Raw genomic sequence first — 22,194 nt, forward strand, 5'->3', positions numbered from 1 at the left:
GTCACTTCACGAGGCTCGTCATCGGGTATTTCAGCCCCTTGTACCCCGATATGTAGGCGTTGATGCTGCCCACCCGCACGGGGGATTCGATGTAGAGCGGGATTTTGTTCTCGTCGTCCGAGATCCAGATCGTGAAGACCGAGCCGTCGGTGAACGAGAAACCTTGCGAGGAGCCGAGCTGGCAGTTGAATTTCAGCGTGCGGAAGCGTCCCATGTTGCGGATTTTCTTGGTTTCGCGCCCCAGATAGCGGTAGTGCAGCAGGCGCACGGTGTCCTCGAGCACCATCCGGAGCGTGGCGGGCTCTCCCTCGCGGAAGTCCTCGGCCGAGGCGCTCCGGAGGCTGAAGAAGAGGGCGATCGGGTCCATGCTCTCCGCCGTCAGGGGCATCTCCTTCTCCTGATAGGGGCGCTGGCGGCTGCGCCAGCGGGTGCGGACCACCGACCGGTCCCAGTCGTATTCGTAGCGGCTGTCGAAGGTGTAGTCGCCCTCGCGGATGTCGCTCGTGAAGCGCACGGGGCGCAGCTCGTCGGCGGCGACCCACACGGTGTAGATGTCCTCGAGGTTGAAGAACCAGCGGTAGGTGGGCAGCGTGCGTCCCGCGCCCACCACCTTGTAGCGGGTCAGGCCGTCGTGCGTCTCCTCGGAGGTCGCGACCTCCACGGTTCCGACCTCCGTGTTGGGGAACATTTTTGCCTTGTAGCTCACGCGGTAGCTGAGCACCTCGCCCGGGTGGTAGAGCTGTGCGGCGAGCGGCGGGGCGGCCGCCAGAAGCAGTATGGTGAAGAGGAATCGTTTCATGTCGGTATCGGTTTGAATGTAAAACGCGTCGTGTCGGGAATATATTACGAAATGCGGGAGAAATCCATCTCTTCGCGGCCCGAGTAGCGGCGCCGCAGCTCCTGCAGCCCCCGGTTTTCGGGCGTCGCGAGCGCGGGATCGGCCTCGAGGACCGAGACGGCCGCCTCGCGCGAGAGGGTGAGTATCTGCACGTCGGCCGTGGGGCTGGCGATCTTCAGATCAAATGCCATGCCGCTCTGCAGCGTGCCGTTGATGTCGCCCGCGCCGCGCAGTTTGAGGTCCAGTTCCGCCAGCCGGAAGCCGTCGTTCGTCTCGCACATGGCGTCGAGCCGCGCCCGCGATTCGCGCGAGAGCTTTTCGCCCGACATGAGGATGCAGTAGGACTGCTCGCCGCCGCGGCCCACGCGGCCCCGCAGCTGGTGGAGTTGCGACAGTCCGAAGCGTTCGGCCGATTCGATCACCATGACCGTGGCGTTCGGCACGTCCACGCCCACCTCGATCACGGAGGTGGCGACCAGGATCTGCGCCTCGCCCTCCTTGAACTGGCGCATCGACTCCTCCTTGTCCGCGTGTTTCATCTTGCCGTGGCAGATCGCCGTGACGTACTGCGGCAGGGGGAAGTCGCGCGAAATGGCCTCGTAGCCGTCCGTGAGGTCCTTGTAGTCCATCGCCTCGGACTCCTTGATGAGCGGGTAAACGACGTAAACCTGCCGTCCCAGCGCGATCTGCTGCCGCATGAAACCGAAAAGTTTGAGCCGGGCCGCGTCGGTGTAGCGGAAGGTCTTGACCGGCCGGCGTCCGGGGGGCAGCTCGTCGATCACCGAGACGTCCAGATCGCCGTAGAGCGTCATGGCCAGCGTGCGGGGGATCGGCGTGGCGGTCATCACGAGGATATGGGGCGGCTGCGCGTTCTTGGTCCAGAGCCGCGCGCGCTGCTCGACGCCGAAACGGTGCTGCTCGTCGATCACGACGAACCCCAGGTCGGCGAACCGCACGCGGTCCTCGATCAACGCGTGCGTGCCGATCAGTATGTTCACCCTGCCCGAGGCGATTCCTTCGAGCGCCTCGCGGCGTTCGCGGGCCTTCGAGGCGCCGGTGAGGATCGCCGTCGTCACCTCCGTTCCCGCGAGCATCCGGCGGATCGTCGTGAAGTGCTGGCGGGCGAGAATCTCCGTGGGAGCCATCATGCAGGCCTGGAATCCGTTGTCCACGGCCAGCAGCATCGACATCAGCGCCACGAGGGTCTTGCCGCTGCCCACGTCGCCCTGCAGGAGGCGGTTCATCTGGAATCCCGTCACGGTGTCCTGCCGGATTTCGCGGATCACGCGCTTCTGCGCTCCCGTGAGCGGGAAGGGCAGTTTTTCGTTGTAGAAGGTGTTGAACGCCTTCCCGACCTTCGGAAAGAGGAAGCCGTCGCTCTTGGCCAGCCGCGCCGTGCGCCGGGACTGGATGTTGAGCTGCACGCCGAGCAGCTCGTCGAACTTCAGCCGGTACTGCGCCTGACGCAGCAGCTCCTGCGACTGGGGGAAGTGGATGTTGTAGTAGGCCTCGCGCAGCGGAATCAGTCCGTAGCGGGTGCGCAGCGCTTCGGGCAGCGGGTCGGCGATGCGTTCCCGCACGAGCGTCCAAAGGTTGCAGACGATCTGGTACATGCCTTTCGCGCCCAGCACATTCGAGAGTTTCTCGGTCGAAGGGTAGATGCCCTGCATCCCGCTCTCGGCCTTGTGCGAGAGGGCCTGTTCGACGGTCTCCAGTTCGGGGTGGGCCATCGACAGCTCCCCGCGGTAGAACGACGGCCGTCCGAAGACGAGGTACTCGCGTCCGACCTCGATCCGCTTCTCGATCCACTTGATTCCCTGGAACCACACCAGCTCGGCCGAGCCCGTCGGGTCCTGCACGCAGGCCGTGAAGCGGCGTTTGCGTCCCGCTCCGGCGTAGCCGACGCCCGTGACGCGGGCGCGGAACTGCACGTAGGAAAGTCCCGCCGCATCGGTGATCTCGGCGATGCGGTAGATACGCGTGCGGTCGATGTAGCGGAAGGGGTAATGGCGGAGCATGTCGCCGAGCGTGCGGATGCCCAGCTCGCGCTCGAGCACTTTCGCCCGCGCTTCGCCGACCCCCGCGACGTACTTTATGTCGTTGTCGAGATACTCCATCGGACAAATATACGAAGTTTTCCGCGATTCCGGATTCCGCGGCTCCGATTCCCGCCTTCCGGGCGTGTATCCCGGGCGAACCTTCAGGGCGGATTCCCCCGGGGCGTGTTTTCCGGGCGAATCTTCCGGCGGCCCCCTCCCCTGGGCGGGGCGTGTTTTCCGGGGGCGTGTTTTCTTCGGGGCCGGGCCCCTCCCCCTCCGGTGTGCCCGGGACGGGCCGGAGCCCGCCCGGACTGTTCCGGATCGCTTCCCGCTTCAGCCTCCTGCCTCCGCGGCGGGAGAAACCGGAACCCCCGGCATCCGCGGAGGGAAACCGGGGGCTCGGGGGATGCGGCGCTTCGGCGTCATTCGGCGCCGAAGCGGTAGATGCAGGTATGGGTGTAGGTCTCCCCGGGCCGGAGCGTCGTGGAGGGGAAGGCCGGGTGGTTCGGACTGTCGGGGTACTTCTGCGTCTCGAGGGCCACCGATTCGCGGTAGCGCAGCGGTTTGCCCGTCTTGCCGACCGACGACCCGTCGAAGAAGTTGCCGCAGTAGAACTGGATGGCGGGCTGGTCGCTCCACACTTCGAGCGTGCGGCCCGTCGTCGGCTCGCGGAGTCTGGCCACGAACTCCACGTCGCCGTCGGTCGTGCGGTCCGCGATCCAGTTGTGGTCGTATCCGCGGGCGTTGCGCAACTGCGGATCGTCGGCTCCGATCCGCTCGCCGATGGCGTGCGGTTCGCGGAAGTCGAAGGGCGTGCCCGTGACGTCGGCTGTTTCGCCCGTCGGGATGAGCAGCGAGTCCACCGGCGTCGTGCGGCTCGCGCGGAGCGTCAGTTCGTTGTCGAGCACCGTGCCGTTGCCCTCGCCCTTGAGGTTGAAGAAGGAGTGGTGCGAGAGGTTCACCACCGTCGGAGCGTCGGTCGTCGCCTCGTAATCGACGCGGAACTCGTTTTCGGGCGTCACGGAGTAGGTCATCCGGATCCGGAGGTTCCCGGGAAATCCCTCCTCGCCGTCCTTGTGCAGGTAGCCGAGGACGAGCTGCCGTTCGTCGGCCGACACCACGTCCCAGACGACGCGGTCCAACCCCGTCATGCCTCCGTGGAGGGTCTGTCCGTGGTCGTTCGTCGGCAGCGTGTACTGTTTGCCGTCGAGCGTGAAGCGGCCCCCGGCGATGCGGTTGGCATAGGGACCCACGACGGCCCCGAGGAAGCGTTCGCCCCGGTTGTCGATGTAGCGGTCGAGCGATTCGTAGCCCAGCACGATATCCTCGTAGCGGCCTTCGCGGTCGGGCGTCCAGAGCGCCACGACGCGCCCTCCGTAGTTGGTCGCCTGCAGTGCGATGTCGCCCGCGCGGAGGGTGTACAGCTCCACCGCCTTGCCGTCCACCGTGCGGCGGAAGGCTTCGGCGGGCAGCAGCCGGATCTCGTCTGTTTCCGTGTCGGAGCCGCAGGCGGCCAGAAGCAGCGCCGCGGCGATAAGCGTTCGTTTCATCTTTTTCGTGTCGTTGGCTCCCGGACGGGCCGGGAGGCGGTTATTCGTTCAGTGCGTTGCAGACCTTGCGGTTGATCTCCCGGATGCGTTCCGGCTCGACCTTCATCACCTTGCGGTCGTAGGTCATCAGGCCGTTCACCTCGGTCTCGACGTCGGAGGTCTGCGTATAGACCGCCGCCGAGAAGTAGCGCAGGTGGCGGAGCAGCTCCTCGGCGTACTTTTCGTACTCGTCGGTCACTTCGCGCGGCGAGTTGAAGCGTACGTAACCCCAGTTGCGGTCCTTCTCCCAGAGGTGGCCTTCGACGACCTGGCCGATGCCGCCGAATTCGCCCAGCACCGATACGCGGTCGGTGTCGAAGAGCAGCAGCGCGGGCATGGGGTAGTTGTGCTGGTCGAGCATGTCGCCCGCCCGGTAGTGGTTGCCGCCGCTGGCGGCGTTCACGAGGCGCGTCGGGTCGTAGGCCTTGGTCCACGCGGCGATTTCGGGCGTCTTGAACTGGCCCCACGTCTCGTTGAAGGGAACCCACACGCCGATCGAGACGAACGGACGGAGGCAGTCGATGATCTCGCGCCACTCCTTGCGGTAGCAGGCTTCGGATTCGGGCGACCGCTGCTTCTCCTCGCCCGTGAAGTACCGGTTCATCTGCCAGCGGGGCGAGCCGGGGGTGATGTCGCCGCTGGGCATGTCCTGCCAGACGATGATGCCCGCCTTGTCGCAGTGGTAGTACCAGCGTGCCGGCTCTACTTTCACGTGCTTGCGGATCATGTTGTAGCCCAGCTCCTTGGTCTTCACGATGTCGTAGGCCAGCGCCTCGTCCGTCGGGGCCGTGTAGAGCCCGTCGGGCCACCAGCCCTGATCGAGCGGGCCGAACTGGAAGAGGGGCTTGTCGTTGAGCATCAGCCGCGGGACGTTGTGGCGGTCGCGTCCGGTCGAGAACTTGCGCATCGCCGTATAGCTGCGCACCTGGTCCACGATACGGCCGTCGTGGCGCAGCGTCACCTTCAGGTCGTAGAGGAAGGGCGTGTCGGGGCTCCAGAGCTTCGGCTCCGCCACGGACAGCTCCACGGGGGCGCCGTTGAGCGCGCGGCCGGCGGCCACCTGCGTCTCCCCGTCGTAGAGCGCGACTTCGACGAGGTCTCCGGGAACCGCCTCCGAGAGGGGCGCTTCGACGAGGAACCGTTTCCGGTCGAGATCGGGCGTCGTCCGCACCTCGCGGATGTACCGCTGCGGCACGGCTTCGAGCCACACGGTCTGCCAGATGCCGCTCACGGACGAGTACCAGATGCCTTCGGGCCTGTCGGACTGTTTGCCGCGCGGCTGGTAGCTCTTCTCGGTGGGGTCCCAGACCCGGACGCGGAGGGTGTTGCCGTTTTTCGCCAGGGCTTCGGTGATGTCGAACGCGAAGGGGGTGAAGCCGCCCGTGTGCGAGCCGACGGCGATGCCGTTCACCCAGACGTCGGTCTTCCAGTCCACGGCGCCGAAGTGCAGCAGCACCCGTTTGCCGTGCCATTTCTCCGGAACGGAGAAGGTCCGTTCGTACCAGAGACCGTTCGCGGCGCCGGGGCATCGGCCCACGCCCGAGAGCGCCGACTCCGCGGCGAACGGCACGAGAATCTCGCCGTCGAATTCTTCGGGCGTTTCGCCCAGCGGGCGGATCGCGTAGTTCCACAGGCCGTTGAGGTTCTGCCACTCGCCGCGGACCAGTTGCGGGCGCGGGTATTCGGGCAGGACGTTCTGCGGGTCGAGATTCTCGCCCCAGACGGTTTTGATGCGGTCGCCGGCGGGCTGCCATTGCGCCGCGGCGGAGAGTGCCGCCAAAATGGCGGCGGTCAGCAGGAAGGTTCTTTTCATAATAAAAATAGGTGTAGCGGGATTGATCTTTTCGAATCCTAAAAATAGAAAATTCCCGCCGTTTTTGCAAATTTGCAGCCCGATTTCCGGCTTTCGGCCTCTCCGGCGGGAGCGCGGGGTCCGGGAACGGGCCGGACGACGGCCTCGCTGTATCCGGCGTCGGCACGGTACGTCCGGGTGTCGGCCTCGTCGCGGAGGCGTTTCCGGCAGACCCGCCGATTTCCGGCTTCGGCCGGGAAGGGAAAGTGTCTTCGGACGGCTTTTCCGGCGACGGCGGCGCGGTGTCCGGATATACTCCGCGCATACGCACCGCCGGACGCGGAAAAGGGGGCCGCACATGTGGAAGTGTACGGGCATCGCAGCGGCGTATAATGGGATTTTTGGTTCGTATTGTGTTGATGTGTAGTGTGTTATGTTTTGTATCGGGGGGGGGTGAAACGGGCTTTTGTCTCCATATTATACTCTTTTGGGAGGATAGTATACAATTCGGCACAGGAGAAAATCTACCTTTGTTTTACAAAAATCAGCCGCTATGCGTTACGCGAACAACCCGATTCTGACACCCCGCGACCTTGCGCCGAGTCAGGAGTCCATGAAGATCGAATGTCTGCTCAATCCGGGCGTTTTCCGCTTCGACGGAAAGACCTGGCTGCTGATCCGGGTCGCCGAGCGGCCCGAACAGCGCGAGGGCGAGATCAGCTTCCCGCTGCTCGACGACGCGAACCGGATTACGGTCATGCGCGTGCCCTCCTCCTCGCCGGAGCTGGACCTGTCGGATCCGCGGGTCATCAGCTACAAGGGCAGCGATTACCTTACGACCATGTCCCACCTGCGGCTCATGAGCAGCACGGACGGCGTCCGTTTTGCCGAAGAGCCGGGCTACGGGCCGATCTTCGGCAGCGACGCCTACGAGTCCTACGGCATCGAGGACTGCCGCGTCACGCTGCTCGAAGGGACGTATTACCTGACCTATACCGCGGTGTCGGCCAACGGCGTGGCCGTGCGGATGCGCAGCACGACGGACTGGAAGCGTTTCACCGACTACGGGCTGGTGCTGCCTCCCCACAACAAGGACTGCACGCTTTTCGACGAGCGGATCGGAGACCTATATTATATGCTCCACCGTCCGAGCAGCCCCGAGATCGGCGGCAATTACATCTGGATCGCCGAGAGCCGCGACCTGCGCCACTGGGGCAACCACCGCTGCGTGGCCCGCACGCGCAAGGGAATGTGGGACAGCGCGCGCATCGGGGCGGGCTGCGCCCCGATACGGACCGGCGAGGGGTGGCTCATGATCTACCACGGCGCCGACGGCGACAACCGCTACTGCCTCGGGGCCATGCTGCTCGACGCGGCGGACCCCTCGAAGGTGCTCGCACGCAGCGACCGGCCGATCATGGAGCCGTCGGCCCCCTACGAGCTGACGGGGTTCTTCGGAAACGTCATCTTCACCAACGGCCACATCGTCGAGGGCGACCGCATCGTCATGTACTACGGCGCGTCGGACGAGGTGATCTGCCGGGCCGACCTCTCGGTGCGGGAGATTCTGGAATCGCTGAAATAGATCAGTTCAAACAATAATCAATAATCCATTAACCGACTTAAAACCAATGAAAAGCTCTCTGACTCACTGCTTCGGTTCGCTGCTTTGCCTGCTGGCGCTGGCCGGCTGCCAGGGCGGCGATGCGTGCTGCGGCGGCGTCCGTTCGACGGCGCTCGACGTCGATCTGACCAACCGTCTCTATCCCAAGGTGAAGACCCCGACCCGATCGCTCGTGGTGGTGGACCTTCAGAACGACAATATCGAAGGCCAGGTGGCGGCCATCGGCTTGCAGGGCATCGTCAATCGCGACAGCGAACAGAAGGTGTACGTGATGAACAGCCGCTGCAAGGATAACCACGGCGGCTGGAAGATCGGCCCGACGGCGATGGCGCAGATGGGGCAGTTCTGGCTCGACCGCGTGCTGACGGACATCCCGCAGGAGACGCTGACGCTGGACAAGACGAAGACCAACCCCGCTTTCACGGCGATGGTGGAGCGTTACAAGGACAAGATCAAGGGCGTGGTCATCTACGACCCGAATCTCGTGCAGGCCACGATCGAGGCCGCGACGACGATCGCCGCGCAGACCGACGGCCTGATCGTCTCGCCGGCGCTCTACGAGCAGGTGAAACCCTACGGATTCCCCGTGATCCAGGACCTGCGCGGCAAGTTCCGCAGCAACATCGAGTGCGTGGACTGGCTCGTGGAGAACTACTTCGACTCGGCCTGCCACGACGTGGCCTTCACCTGGTCGCACATGACCCTCGACTTCGAGGAGAGCTGGGGCGCCGCCAACAAGGACTACGTGGTGGCCAACCGCCTGTTCACCTACTTCCTCGACATCCAGATTCCCGAGGAGTGCCACTACTACGAGAACATCGTGAAGCGTTACCCCGCCGGCACGCAGATCATGGGCTGGACCGACGAGCTGAAGGCCGACAAGCTCTTCGCCGACTACGGCTACGTGATGATTCCCTTCATCTCGGTGGAGAACATGACCGTCATGTCGTCGTTCCCCTCGGTGCAGGGCACGCCCATCGAGCCGAAGGCCTACGAGGCCGATCCCAACACGACCTATGTGGCGATGCTGGTGGCCGACGGCGACAACCTGCTGCATACGATGATCTATGAGCCCTATACGATCGAGGAGTCGGAGCACTTCGGCGACGTGCCCCTGACGTGGGTCATCAATCCGGGCATCGTCGATCTCGCGCCGCGCGTCTTCACGTGGTACGACAAGGTGCTCAAGGAGGCCGGACAGGAGATGGCCGCCATGATGGGCGACGGCTCGCCCAACACGGACCGTTACAGCGGCTTCTCGTTCTACTGCGCGCTGACGCGCCACTACCTCGACCAGGCAGGCATTCTGACCATGAAGCAGATGATCGACGGCGAGTCGGTGGCCTGGAACGTACAGCCCTACTGCGTCGAGGGCGGTTATGCCGGCACGGACTGGCGCGGCATCGAGTCGCACGAGTACCACATGGACGGCAATACCTTCCATATCGGCACGACCAACTCGCGTCCCGAGTACCTCGACAAGGCGCTGGCCCGCACGCCCGAAGGGGAGCCGTACTTCCTCTCGGTGATGATCGGGACGGCCAGCGAGGACGCTGCGACCTATGCCACGGAGGTGAAGAAGTACCTCGAGTCGCGCAACGACGGCCGCAAGTACGTCTTCGTGCGCACGGCCGATCTGGCCGCCACCTACCGCGCCTACAAAGGACTTCCGATCAAGTAGATCCGTAAAAACGGCCGATTCCGTTCCGGTGTGCCCGCACGACGGGCGCACCGGAACGATCGGACATCCCCGGCCTGCGCAGGCCGCGATCCGCGAAACCGAGGCAAACGACAAAATAACAACCTGAAACCGACAAAAACGAAACTCCGGAAAAATCAAGGAAAACAGACCACCGACCGGTCCGCGGGACACAGTGTTCTTGCGCGACCCTGAAATGACAACCGATCAAACTTCTTAACGATTAAAAAATGCTATGAAAAAAAGCTTACTGAAATTGGCTTTTGCAGCAGTGATAGCGGTGCTTGCGGTTCCGTTCGCAGGCAGCCGGGCTGTTGCTCAGACCCGCAATCTGACGGGAACCGTCGTCGATAAGCAGGGCAATCCCGTGATCGGCGCGGCCGTAGTCGTCGAAGGAACGACGAAAGGAACCTCGACGGGGGTGGACGGCTCGTTCTCGCTCGACGGGGTGAAGGAGAACGCGAGCCTTACGGTCTCCTTCATCGGTTACAAAACCCTCACTACCCCCCCCCTCGGGGCGAAAACATCCATCACGATCACGCTGGAAGAGGATACGCAACTGCTCGACGATGTGGTGGTGATCGGTTACGGCGTGCAGCGTAAGAGCGACGTGACGGGGTCGATCACTTCGATCAAGGAAGACGTCTTCCAGTCGCGTTCGGTCGAGAATGCGCAGCAGGCGTTGCAGGGCAAGGCTCCGGGCGTGCAGGTGCTCTCCTCGTCGGCCGCTCCGGGTTCGTCTCCTTCGATCCGTATCCGCGGTTTCTCGTCGAACAACTCGGGTGCTTCGGAGCCGCTGTATGTGGTGGACGGTCTGAAAGTTTCGGACATTTCCTACCTGGATCCCTCGTCGATCGAGTCGATGGAGATCCTCAAGGACGGCGCTTCGGCCGCCATCTACGGTGTCGAGGCCGGTAACGGTGTCATTCTCATCACGACCAAGAAGGGCAAGAAGGGCGAGGGCCGCATTTTCTACGATTTCACCTACGGCATCACCTCGCTGGCCCGCAAGGCCGATCTGATGAACGCCGAGCAGTATGTGGCCTATCAGACGGCGGCCGGAAACAGCCAGGTGCTCACTCCGTGGGACGGCAAGACCGATACCGACTGGTTCGACGTGCTCTACGGAGACAATGGTTCGTTCCAGCGCCATACGGCCGGAATCGAAACGGCCAACGACAACGGATCGGTGTACGCTTCGCTGTCGTATATGGACAACGACGGTATGTATTACGGCGACAAGGACTGGATGAAACGCATCACCTTCCAGCTCAACGGCGACTACAAGATCAAGAAGTGGCTGACCTTCACGACCAACAATACGATCGAGAGTTCGCGTTATCAGAAACAGACCGACGGCGTGGGTACGGGCAATCAGGCGATCAACCCCTACGGTATGGACCCGCTGCTGCCCGCTTTCTACGACAAGGACAATCTGCCTGCGTATATGACCGAACTCATCGCACAGCAGGGCGACGATCTGTTCATGAAGAACGGGAACGGGGACTATGTGGCCGTTCCCTTCGCCGCCAAGGATGCTACCAGCCCGCTGACGCACTATTACAGCAATACGGGAAATCATAAGGATTTCGCTCTGCGCGGCACTTCGTCGCTGATTCTCACTCCCGTCAAGGGCCTTACCGTCACTTCGCGTGTCGGCTACCGGCTCGAATCGACCAATTACAGTTTCTACGGAGAACCGACCTACATGGCCGTATCGTCGCGTACGAATCTGCAATTGGAGGGTAAGACCACGATGAACCGGTTCTACATGTGGGAGAACTTCGCCAACTACAACCGTACGTTCGGCAAGCATGCGATCAGTGCGATGGTCGGTATGGCCTATCAGTACGAGTGGAGCAACTACACTTCGGGTTCGACCAACGGACTGACGAACGATGCCGATAACTTCCATCACCTCGACTATGCTTCGGCCGATGCGACGAAGGGTGTGGGCGGCAAGGTCGGCGAATCCTCCAGCATCAGCTATTTCGGTCGTATCGGCTATACGTTCGACGACCGTTACAATATCATGGTCAATTTCCGCGCCGATGCTTTCGACCGGTCCAAACTGGACAAGAAGGCCCGCTGGGGCTACTTCCCCTCGGTATCGGCCGGCTGGACCATTTCGAACGAGCCTTTCATGCGCGATATCGACCCCAAGAGCCTTTCGTTCCTGAAACTTCGTGCATCCTACGGTATTAACGGCAATATACGGACATTGTCCGGTTTCCCCTATCTGTCGTCGATGAACGTGGGCGAGTACTATCCGATGAACGGTCAGTTGATTACCACCATTTATCCTTCGGATGTACTGGCCAACAAAGACCTGAAGTGGGAGACGGCCCGGCAGGTCGATGTCGGAGTCGATGCGCGCTTCCTGAACAACCGACTGACCTTCGGTATGGACTTCTACAACAAGAATACCGTGGATCAGCTCGTTATCCTGACTCCCCCGCTTTCGACGGGAACCACGAGCATGGCTAAGAATGTGGGTAAGGTGAACAACCACGGTTTCGAATTCGAGCTCGGCTGGCAGGATCAGGCCGGCGAATTCTCTTACGGAGTCAATGCGAACCTTGCGACGATCAACAGCGAAGTGAAGAAACTGGAGGGACCCCGTATTCTGGACGGTATCGTCGCTTTTGACAAGGGCCAGCCGATGTGGAGCTATTACGGTTGGAAATACCTCGGCGTCGATAAAGAGGACGGCAGCGCCATCTATTACGACAAGGATGAAAACGGCACGATCGACGACAAGGACAAAGTGTACCTGGGATCGGCTATTCCCGACTTTACCTACGGCATCACCCTCAATGCCGCTTACAAGGGCTTCGATCTGACCGTATTCGGCAGCGGCAGCTACGGCGGCGAGCTGATGCTCAGCGCCGCCCGCAATACGCCTGCCGCCAACAAACCCTCCGTACTCTGGACAGAGTCGTGGGACGTGATGGGAGCTAAGGCCAAATATCCGCATCCCGATCCGATCGGCGACAAGTATGCCGGCGATTCGAGCATGTGGCTCAAGAGCGGTTCCTACTTCAAGATCAAACAGATCCAGCTGGGATACACGCTGCCGTCCTCGATTACGAAGAAGATCGCCATTTCGCGCCTGCGCGTATATGTTTCGCTCGACAACTTCTTCTGCATCTCTTCTTATTGGGGTATGGATCCGGAGGCTGTCAGCGCTACTTCCGCGATCGGTATGGACTACGGTGATTACCCGACTCCGAAGACTCTGACGTTCGGCGCAAACCTTTCGTTCTAACCTAAAAACATTACGACTACCATGAAAAAGCATATTATAGCGTTGGCCGGTCTGCTTGCCGGGGCGATGATGGTGACCTCCTGCTCCCAGGCGCGTCTCGATGACGTGGAACAGCTCGGAGCTATCGAGGTGGACAAGACCTATGCGGAAGCGGACGATGCCACGGCGCAGCAGTTGATCGCAAACGTTTACGTCACGGTCAAATACCTGATGATGGGCGACTGGGGCGTGCATTACATAGCAACCACTTCGGCCAAGACGGCCGAGTGCTGGCCGGGCGGTTCGGGCCCGAACGACGGTACGGACTACCATCGTATGTCGGCCATGATCGACGACTCGGAGAACAACGCCTACAAGGAGATGTACACCCGGTTCTACAAGATCATGTATAAGTGCAACCGCATCGTGGACCAGCTCAACGACGGTTCCGACGAGCGCAAGCGCGTGATCGCCGAGGCGAAGGCCTGGCGCGCGTGGGCGATGATGCGTCTGACCCAGCTCTGGGGTTCGGCTCCGTTGGTGGAGCATGTGCTCGACGGAGACAAGTATTCGTTCTACCCCGGCAACTCGGACCCCGAAGAGAACTGGAAGTGGATCATGCAGCAGTTCGACGAGGCTCAGGCCGTGCTTCCTTCGAAGAGCGGTCTGGGCGGCCAGAAGGCGATCGGCGGCCGTTGGACCAAGGAGGCTTGCTACGCTTATATGGCGCAGGGCTATATGTGGCGGAACGATTACGAGAACGCCAAGATCGAATTGGCCAAGGTCATCAACTCGGGCAAGTACGAACTTTGGACCAAGACCGCGACCATGGGTCCGTCGAGCTACGGCGTGAATATGGAGCTCGCCAAATCGAACAATGCGGATACGTGGAAGGACGGCAATGAAGAATACGAGTATCTGACGCTCTACCGCGCCGAGGCCGACTTCTGCGACGAGTTCCTGCTCGAGCTGGATATAGACGGCGATGCCACGACGATCGCCAACACCGAACCTTACTGGTTCCGTGCCTACATGAACTGGCGCAAGGACGAGGTGAATCTGCCGGGCAATACCACCACCGCTTCCGACGGCTGGGGGTTCATCAACCCCACGAAGACCTTCGCGCAGGCTTTCGCAAGACATGACGGCAACAGCATCCGCCGTCGTGCGAACGTCGCCACTTACAGCGAGGTGTACCACGATTTCCCCTATCTGAGCGAGAGCGCCCGCGGCGTCATGTCGAGCGGCCTGTTCGAGAACGAGGGCTATTTCCGCATGAAATACTACGATTTCGTGGACGATGTGGTCCCCGAGCGTTTCGCTTCCGGCCAGACGAACGGCAATACGACCAACTTCCCGCTGATGCGTTATGCCGACGTGCTGCTGATGTACGCCGAGGCATGCTGCATGTCGGGCGAAGGTACGGCGAATATCACCGGTTTGGAGGCGCTGAACAAGGTGCGCCAGCGTGCCGGACTGACACCTGCTCCTGCGCTGGATATGGACAACGAGGAATACGGTATCAAGGCCGAGCGCCGTTTCGAACTCTGGCTCGACGACTGCGACCGCTATGTGGACCTGATCCGCTGGGGCGATTACAAGGATTTCATCACCGATACTTCGGACAAGGGCGTGAGCGAGCACTGGGGCAACGAGTGCGTCTGGCTGCTCGGAATGAAGGATAAGAATGTGCGCACGGACGATCCGCTGGATGTCAGCAACTACGAGGTGCGTTACGACCCGCTGTCCGTGCGCGGTTCGTGGAACGACCGTCTTTATCTCTTCCCGTTCCCGTACGCCGAGACGACGCAGAACCCCAACCTGGACCAGAATACCGGTTGGTAACGGATAGCGGTTCCGGAGGTTCCGGAACGGCATGACGATCCGGCGATGGCGGTGGAGCGATCCTGTTTTCACATGGCCGTCGCCGGATTTTCCGAAATCCGGGAATCATTGAACCGGTTCCCGGGTACGAAGGGCTTCGCGGTCCGGACATACGGTCCGGGGCGGAGCCGAAACCTGAAAATACAACCGAACGAATGAAAAGAATCGTATTGATCGCGGCGATGCTGTCGGCGGCTTTCCGTCTGCCGGCCGCCGTGGAGCGGACGTCGCTCGACAGCGACGGCGGGGTGGCCGGCTGGAGGCTGCTGCCCCAGGACGAGGTGCGCGACGCACGGGCCATGATGGAGGCCGGATACGACGTGTCGGAGTGGATTCCGGCCGTCGTCCCCGGAGCCGTGTTCACCTCCTATGTCGAGGCGGGAATCGAGCCCGACCCGAACTTCGGCGACAACGCCTACCGGGCGGACCGGAAGAAATACGACCGGAATTTCTGGTATCGGACCGAACTGGCTACCGAGGAGCTTCCGGCGGGCGGGCACTGCTGGCTCTGCTTCGAGGGGGCGAACCGCCGTGCCGAGGTCTATTTCAACGGCGAACGGCTGGGCGGTCTCGACGGATTCATGGACCGCGGGCGGTTCGAGGTGACGGAGCTGCTCCGCCGCGACGGGCGGAAGAACGTGCTGGCCGTGCTGGTCCGTGCCCCGAAGACGCCGATCGCCAACCATGCCAGTCCGACCTATATTTCGAGTGCCGGATGGGACTGGATGCCCTATGTCCCCGGCCTGCTGAACGGCATCACGGACGACGTGTGGTTCGAGACCTCGGGCGGCGTTTCGATCGTCGATCCGTGGATACGGACGAAAGTCCCCTCGAAGGGCGAGGGCATCGTGTCGCTCGAGACCGAGCTCTGCAACCATTCGGACGAGACGGTGCAGGGCGTGCTCCGGGGCGTGATCCGTCCCGGGGAGATCGTCTTCGAGAAGCCGTTCCGGATCGACGCCGGGCAGCAGCGCGCCGTGGGCGTGCATCCCCGCGAGTTCCCGCAACTGAAGATCGCCGATCCGGCGCTGTGGTGGCCCAACGGTTACGGCGACCCGAACCTCTACACGTGCGAGCTGACTTGCGAGGTCGGCGGCGAGGTCTCCGACCGCCGGACGGTGACGTTCGGCATCCGCGAGTACTCCTACGACTTCGCGGAGGGAGTCTTCCGGCTCTCGGTGAACGGCGAGCGCATCTTCTGCAAGGGCGGAAACTGGGGCATGAGCGAATGGCTGCTCCGCTGCCGCGGCGGGGAGTACGACCTGAAGGTCCGGCTGCACCGCGAGATGAACTACAACATGATCCGCAACTGGATCGGTTCGACCACCGACGAGGAGTTCTACGAGGCGTGCGACCGCTACGGCATCATGGTATGGGACGATTTCTGGCTCAACTCGCACCCCAACCTGCCCGACGACCTCTTCGCCTTCAACCGCAACGCCGTGGAGAAGATCAAGCGGCTGCGCAACCACCCGTCGATCGCCGTCTGGTGCGGCGACAACGAGGGCGTGCCCCTGGCGCCGCTGAACGAGTGGCTGCGCGAGGACGTGCGGACCTTCGACGGCGGCGACCGCTGGTATCAGCCCATTTCGCGCGAATACGGCTTTTCGGGCAGCGGCCCGTGGACCAACGCGCACCCGATCTGGTACTTCACGGCCTATCCTTCGGGATTCGGCGAGCACAAGCTCGACGGGTGGGGCTTCCGCACGGAGATCGGCACGGCGGTCTTCACCAACTACGAGAGTTACAGGAAGTTCATGCCCGACCCCGACCGCTGGCCCATGTCGCAGGAGATGCTCGACAAGCACTTCTTCGGCCGTTCGTCGTTCAACTCGCGGCCCGACCGCTATTTCGCCACCGTGGAGTACAACTACGGAAAGGCGTCCGGCACGGAGGATTTCTGCCGCAAGGCCCAGTTGCTCAATATCGAGGCCAACAAGGCCATGTACGAAGGGTGGCAGCACCACATGTGGAACGACGCCACGGGCGTGCTGACGTGGATGAGCCAGTCGGCCTATCCGTCGTTCGTATGGCAGACCTACGATTACTATTACGACCTCAACGGCGCGTACTGGGGCGTGCGCAAGGCGTGCGAGCCGGTGCACGTGCAGTGGAGCTATGCCGACAATACGGTGAAGGCGGTCAATGCCACGCTGCGCGGCTACGAAGGGGCGCACGTCACGGCGACGGTTTACGACATGGAGGGGCGCGAAGTGAAGCGTTATTCGCGCGAGGCGACCCTCACGGTGCATCCGAACAGCGCTGTGGAGGCGCTGCGGCTTCCTCTGCCGGCTGACGGAAACCTCGCGCGCGGCAAGCGGGCCGTCTGTTCGTCGTCCGGCGTGACGGATTACCACGCCGCCGAGGCGGTCACGGACGGCAATACGGGGTCGGCGTGGTCGGCCACCGGAGGCGAAGGGGAATGGGTCTATGTCGATCTGGGCGCTCCGACCCGTTTCTCGACGATCGTGCTGTCGTGGGAGAGCGAGGTGGCCGCACGGTACGACGTGCTCGTCTCGGACGATGCCGAAACCTGGCGGACGGTCCATGTCGGCGACAAGGGCTCTTCGCCCATCGACGAGATCACGATCGAACCCGTGACGGCGCGCTACGTCAAGGTGCTCGACGTGAAGAGCTGGCAGCCGGGCCGCAAGATGGCGCTGTACGAGATCGAGCTCTACGACACGGAGGCGGAACCGGCCGGGCTCTCGCCCGTGCACTTCATCCGGCTGCGGCTGACGGACGCCGCCGGGAAGCTGCTGTCGGAGAATTTCTACTGGCGTTCGAACCGGCTGGGCGACTACCGCGCGCTCGACGGCCTGGAGCCTGCGCGGCTCGACGTGCGCTCGAAGGAGGAGACCGTCGGCGCGAAGCGCATCGTCCGGACGACGGTGACGAACCGCGGCCGCGGCGTGGCTTTCGCCGTGCGCGTCATGCCGACCTACGCCTCGACGGGCGAACAACTGCTGCCCGCCGTCATGGACGACAACTATTTCACGCTCCTGCCGGGCGAGAGGCGGACGGTGACGACCGAGTTCGACGCCGCGCTGCTCGGGGAGGACGCGTGCCGCGTGATAGCGAGACCCTATAACGATTGATACGATGAGACGTTTCTGGTTATTGTTTTCCGTGCTGCTCGCGGCGGCATGGACGCCTGCCGGGGCGAAAGTCCGGCTCCCGGCCGTCGTGGGCGACAACATGGTGCTGCAACAGGCGACGGACGTGAAGGTCTGGGGCTGGGCGGCCCCGGGTTCGGAGGTGCGGGTGGCCCCTTCGTGGGGGGCTGCCGTGCGGACGGAGGCCGACGCCGAAGGCCGCTGGTGCACGACGTTGCGCACGCCTGCGGCGTCGTTCGAGAAACGCACGATCCGCATCGGCGACGGCGACGGCGAACCGGTCGTGCTGCGCAACGTGCTGATCGGCGAGGTGTGGCTCTGCTCGGGCCAGTCGAACATGGAGATTCCCGTGCAGGGCGGACGCGACTGCCCGATCGAACACTCGCTCGAGATCATCGCCGAGAGCGCGCAGTATCCCGACGTGAGGCTCTTCTCGGTGAAGATCGACGGCGGCCTCACGCCGCGCGAGGACGTGACGGGCGCCTGGTGCGAGGCTTCGCCCGCCACGGTGAAGACCTTCAGCGCCGTCGGCTACCTCTTCGGGCGCAACCTGCGCCGGGCGCTCGGCGTGCCCGTGGGGATCATCAACAGCAGTTGCGGCGGCACGTGGATCGAGGCGTGGTTCCCGGCCGAACTGCAGAAACATTTCGGGGATTTCGACCCCGCGTCGCTCCCCACGCGCGAGGGGCAGAGCGGCATGACGACCGTCGAGATTCTCTACAACGGCATGATCTACCCGCTGCACAACTTCGCCATCAAGGGCTTCTGCTGGTATCAGGGCTGCACGAACGTCGGACGCAGCACCTACTACGCCGAGAAGATGGTGGCGATGATCGACCATTGGCGCGACCTGTGGGGCGGCGACCGCAAGCCGTTCTACTACGTCGAGATCGCTCCGGTGGAGAACGGCGAGCAGAACGTGGACTGCGCGCTGGTGCGCGAGCAGCAGGCCCGGGTGATGGAGATGACCGACAACGTGGGCATGGTTTCGACCAACGACCTGGTGTACGACTACGAACGCTGGAACGTGCACCCCTCGCAGAAGGAGCCGATCGCGCAGCGGCTGGCCTACTGGGCGCTGAGCCGCGACTACGGCTACGGCGACGCGATCAAGACGATCGGGCCGCGCTACAAGTCGATGGAGGTGCTCGAGGGCGGCGTCGTGCGGCTGTCGTTCGACGGCAGCGACTGCGGCTTCCTCGTCAAGGGCGAGATCGAGGGCTTCGAGCTGGCCGGGGCCGACGGGAAGTTCCACCCGGCCCGCGCCGAGCGTCGTCGTCCCGATCCCACGGTGCTCTACGTCTCGACCTATGCCGTGGGCGAACCCAAATACGTGCGCTACAACTTCAAGAATTGCAGCATCGGGCATCTGTGGGACGCCTTCGGGCAGCCCGTGATTCCGTTCCGCACGGACGATTTCGACGAATAGAACCGGTGCGGCGGGCGCGCCCCGGGAACGGAGCGTGTCCGCCGGGCCGGAGAAGATAACGGACTTAAATCAAACGACCGAAATGAAAAAACTGATTGCGACTTTCGCGCTCTGCCTCTTTGCGGCGGGCGCTTCGCGGGGGCAGAACTATTCGGACATGCTCTACCGCGACTGGGCCGGGCTGCGTGCCTTCGCCCAGGTGAACAGGAACCTGACCGTGGAACCCGAGGTGGTCTTCATGGGCAACTCCATCACCGAGGGGTGGTTCAACTACCATCCCGACTTCTTCAAGAAGAACAACTTCGCGTGCCGTGGCATCGGCGGGCAGACCTCCTCGGAGATGCTCGTGCGCTTCCGGCAGGATGTCATCGAGCTCCGTCCCCGGGTCGTGGCGATCCTCGCCGGAACGAACGACATTGCGATGAACAACGGCTATATCGCCCTGGAGAACACCTTCCAGAATATCGTGTCGATGTGCGAACTGGCCAAATTCAACGGAATCAAGGTGCTGCTCTGCTCCGTGACCCCCGCCGCCTATTTCAACTGGCGGCCGCAGGTCGAGCCGGCGAAGATCATCCCGAAGCTGAACAAGATGCTCAGGGAGTACGCCGAGGCGACCGAAGGCGTGGAGTGGGTCGATTACTTTACTCCGATGGTGGGCGAGGACAAGGCCATGCGCGCCGAGTATTCGCCCGAAGGCAGCCACCCCAACGGCGAAGGGTACAAGGTGATGGAGCGGATCGTCGTTCCGGCCATCAACAAGATCCAGGGAACGAACAAGAAGTATTTCATCTACGAATAGGTCCCCGGCGCGCCTTCGCGCCGGAGGGCGGGACCGCTCCCCGGTGCGCGGCGCGCGCGACCTGGCGTCAAATTTCGAGACAATGAGAATCTGCAAACCGATTTTTCTGCTGCTGGCGGGGCTGCTGCCCCTCCGGCTGCTGGCGGACGTGAAGCTGCCCGCCATCTTTACCGACAACATGGTGCTGCAACAGCGGAGCGACGTGAAATTCTGGGGCGAGGCCGCACCGGGCCGCACCGTGCGGATCACTACTTCGTGGGACGGCCGCAGCTACGAGACCGCGGCCGATGCCTCGGGCCGCTGGACGACGGCCGTGGAGACCCCCTCGGCGGGCGGTCCCTACACGGTGACGATTTCGGACGGCAGGCCCGTCGAGCTGAAGAACGTCCTCGTCGGCGAGGTGTGGATCTGCTCGGGACAGTCGAACATGGAGATGCGCGTGGCCGACCGCGTGACGAACATGGAGCGGGAGCTGAAGGAGGCCGACGGCTACCGGAACATCCGTCTGCTGCATATCGACAACTCGACCAGCCCCGCGCCGCTCGCCGACGCGAAGGTGCGCCACGGCGGCTGGCAGGTCTGCTCGGCGGAGAACGTGGCCGACTTCTCGGCGACGGGCTATTTCTTCGGCAAGGAGCTGCACCGGAACCTCGACGTGCCCGTCGGCCTGATCGAGACCTGCTGGGGCGGTACGCTGGCCGAGGCGTGGACCAGCGGCGGTGCGCTCGCGGACATTCCCTATTTCCGCAAGCGGGTCGAGAAGGTGAAGACGCTGCCCGAATCAACCGAGGCGCGCAACCGGATCTTCGTCGAGGACATGGAGGCGTGGCGCGGCGAGATGGCCCTCGTGGACCCGGCCTTCGAGAAGGGTAAGACCGGTTGGGTCGAGACGTCGTTCGACGACACGGCCTGGCGCGAGATCGCCGCACCCGGGTTCGTGCAGGATCAGGGGCTCGACGGATTCAGCGGCTTCCTCTGGATGCGCAAGACCGTGGAGATTCCCGCGTCGTGGGCCGGCAAGGAGCTGAAGCTCGATCTGGCCGTCATCGACGACAACGACTTCACCTACTTCAACGGCGTGGAGGTCGGCCACACCGAGGGCTGCATGGCTTTCCGCAGCTATACGGTTCCGGCGTCGCTCGTCAAGGCGGGCAAGGCGACGATCGCCGTGCGCGTGATGGACACGGGCGGCAAGGGCGGCATCTACGGCGATCCGAACAGCATGGCGCTGCGCCGCTCGGATAAGGAGTTCATCCCGCTGGCCGGAGCGTGGAAGTACAAGCTCGGCCTGGGGCTGGGCGAGGCGCCCGAGCTGCCGGTCAATACAGCCACGGAGCCCAACTATCCGACGTTCCTCTACAATGCGATGATCCACCCGCTCGTGGGCTACGGCATCCGCGGCGCGATCTGGTATCAGGGCGAGGCCAACGTGGCCCGCGCCGCGCAGTACCGCGACCTGCTGCCGCTGATGATCCGCGACTGGCGCCGCCAGTGGGGCTACGACTTCCCCTTCTACATCGTCCAGCTGGCCAACTACATGAAGGCGCAGGAGGGCCCCGAGGAGTCGGAGTGGGCCGAGCTGCGCGAGGCGCAGGCCGAGACGCTCAATCTGGAGAATACGGGGCTGGCCGTCATCATCGACATCGGCGAGGCGGAGGACATCCACCCGAAGAACAAGCCCGAGGTGGGGCGGCGTCTCTCGCTCATCGCCCGGGCACAGACCTACGGCGAGCGGATTCCCTATTCGGGTCCCCTCTTCGAGTCCTACACGCTGGGCGACGGCGAGATCCGCATCCGTTTCTCGCATACGGACGGCGGACTGAAGACCGCGGACGGCGGTCCGGTCGAGGGCTTCTGGATCGCCGGCGGCGACCACCGCTTCCACGCGGCGAAGGCCGTGATCGAGGGCGACGAGGTGGTCGTATCGTCGGACGAGGTGGCCTTCCCCGTGGCCGTGCGCTACGCCTGGGCGAACAATCCCGTCTGCAACCTTTACAACGGCGCGGGGCTTCCGGCCGGACCGTTCCGCACGGACGACTGGACGAACGACGCGAAGCGTTACTGACCGTCTTTTCCCGGGGTGCGGGCGGCGCGGTCCGCACCTCCGGGCTCTTCGTGCGCCCCGGGCGCATCCA

At 63.2% G+C, this 22,194-nt stretch carries 12 protein-coding genes; 8 read left to right on the forward strand and 4 right to left on the reverse strand.

Annotation, left to right across the window (positions count from 1 at the left end; all coding sequences use genetic code 11):
* Position 1 precedes the first annotated feature (1 nt).
* The 4 genes from FME97_RS06570 to FME97_RS06585 form a co-directional block, all read right to left on the reverse strand.
* Positions 2–799: a DUF3108 domain-containing protein gene (locus tag FME97_RS06570; RefSeq protein ID WP_141428443.1), complete on the reverse strand. Its 798-nt coding sequence runs from the start codon at positions 797–799 to the stop codon at positions 2–4.
* 44 nt (positions 800–843) lie between these two features.
* Entirely contained in the window at positions 844–3,042 is a 2,199-nt protein-coding gene (recG, locus tag FME97_RS06575; RefSeq protein ID WP_262710150.1) for an ATP-dependent DNA helicase RecG, read from the reverse strand.
* Positions 3,043–3,299: 257 nt separating this feature from the next.
* Positions 3,300–4,427 (reverse strand): aldose epimerase family protein, encoded by a 1,128-nt coding sequence (locus FME97_RS06580; protein ID WP_141428445.1) that lies wholly within the window; start codon positions 4,425–4,427, stop codon positions 3,300–3,302.
* A gap of 40 nt (positions 4,428–4,467) precedes the next feature.
* Positions 4,468–6,279, reverse strand: coding sequence for a glycoside hydrolase family 2 protein (locus FME97_RS06585; protein WP_141428446.1), 1,812 nt, complete (start codon positions 6,277–6,279; stop codon positions 4,468–4,470).
* A gap of 532 nt (positions 6,280–6,811) precedes the next feature.
* Between FME97_RS06585 and FME97_RS06590 the strand changes: the two genes are divergently transcribed.
* The 8 genes from FME97_RS06590 to FME97_RS06625 all read left to right on the forward strand — a co-directional run bounded on the left by FME97_RS06590 (position 6,812) and on the right by FME97_RS06625 (position 22,124).
* Positions 6,812–7,843 carry a glycoside hydrolase family 130 protein gene (locus tag FME97_RS06590; RefSeq protein WP_141428447.1) on the forward strand — a complete coding sequence of 344 codons (1,032 nt, stop codon included), beginning with the start codon at positions 6,812–6,814 and terminating at the stop codon, positions 7,841–7,843.
* A 46-nt stretch (positions 7,844–7,889) separates the two neighbouring features.
* Positions 7,890–9,563, forward strand: coding sequence for a GxGYxYP domain-containing protein (locus FME97_RS06595; protein WP_141428448.1), 1,674 nt, complete (start codon positions 7,890–7,892; stop codon positions 9,561–9,563).
* Between the two features lie 253 nt (positions 9,564–9,816).
* Positions 9,817–12,849, forward strand: a complete 3,033-nt coding sequence (locus tag FME97_RS06600; protein WP_141428449.1) for a SusC/RagA family TonB-linked outer membrane protein — start codon at positions 9,817–9,819, stop codon at positions 12,847–12,849.
* A 21-nt stretch (positions 12,850–12,870) separates the two neighbouring features.
* Positions 12,871–14,673 carry a RagB/SusD family nutrient uptake outer membrane protein gene (locus FME97_RS06605; RefSeq protein ID WP_141428450.1) on the forward strand — a complete coding sequence of 601 codons (1,803 nt, stop codon included), beginning with the start codon at positions 12,871–12,873 and terminating at the stop codon, positions 14,671–14,673.
* A 194-nt stretch (positions 14,674–14,867) separates the two neighbouring features.
* Positions 14,868–17,810 carry a discoidin domain-containing protein gene (locus FME97_RS06610; protein ID WP_141428451.1) on the forward strand — a complete coding sequence of 981 codons (2,943 nt, stop codon included), beginning with the start codon at positions 14,868–14,870 and terminating at the stop codon, positions 17,808–17,810.
* A gap of 4 nt (positions 17,811–17,814) precedes the next feature.
* The gene (locus FME97_RS06615; RefSeq protein WP_141428452.1) at positions 17,815–19,257 is read left to right on the forward strand and encodes a sialate O-acetylesterase; all 1,443 of its coding nucleotides are present in this window, start codon (positions 17,815–17,817) and stop codon (positions 19,255–19,257) included.
* A gap of 82 nt (positions 19,258–19,339) precedes the next feature.
* Complete coding sequence (locus tag FME97_RS06620) at positions 19,340–20,059, forward strand: GDSL-type esterase/lipase family protein (protein ID WP_141428453.1); 720 nt, start codon at positions 19,340–19,342, stop codon at positions 20,057–20,059.
* A gap of 82 nt (positions 20,060–20,141) precedes the next feature.
* Complete coding sequence (locus FME97_RS06625) at positions 20,142–22,124, forward strand: sialate O-acetylesterase (RefSeq protein ID WP_141428454.1); 1,983 nt, start codon at positions 20,142–20,144, stop codon at positions 22,122–22,124.
* The last annotated feature ends 70 nt before the right edge of the window (positions 22,125–22,194 follow it).

It is taken from the genome of Alistipes dispar, assembly GCF_006542685.1.
GTDB classification, from domain to species: domain Bacteria; phylum Bacteroidota; class Bacteroidia; order Bacteroidales; family Rikenellaceae; genus Alistipes; species Alistipes dispar.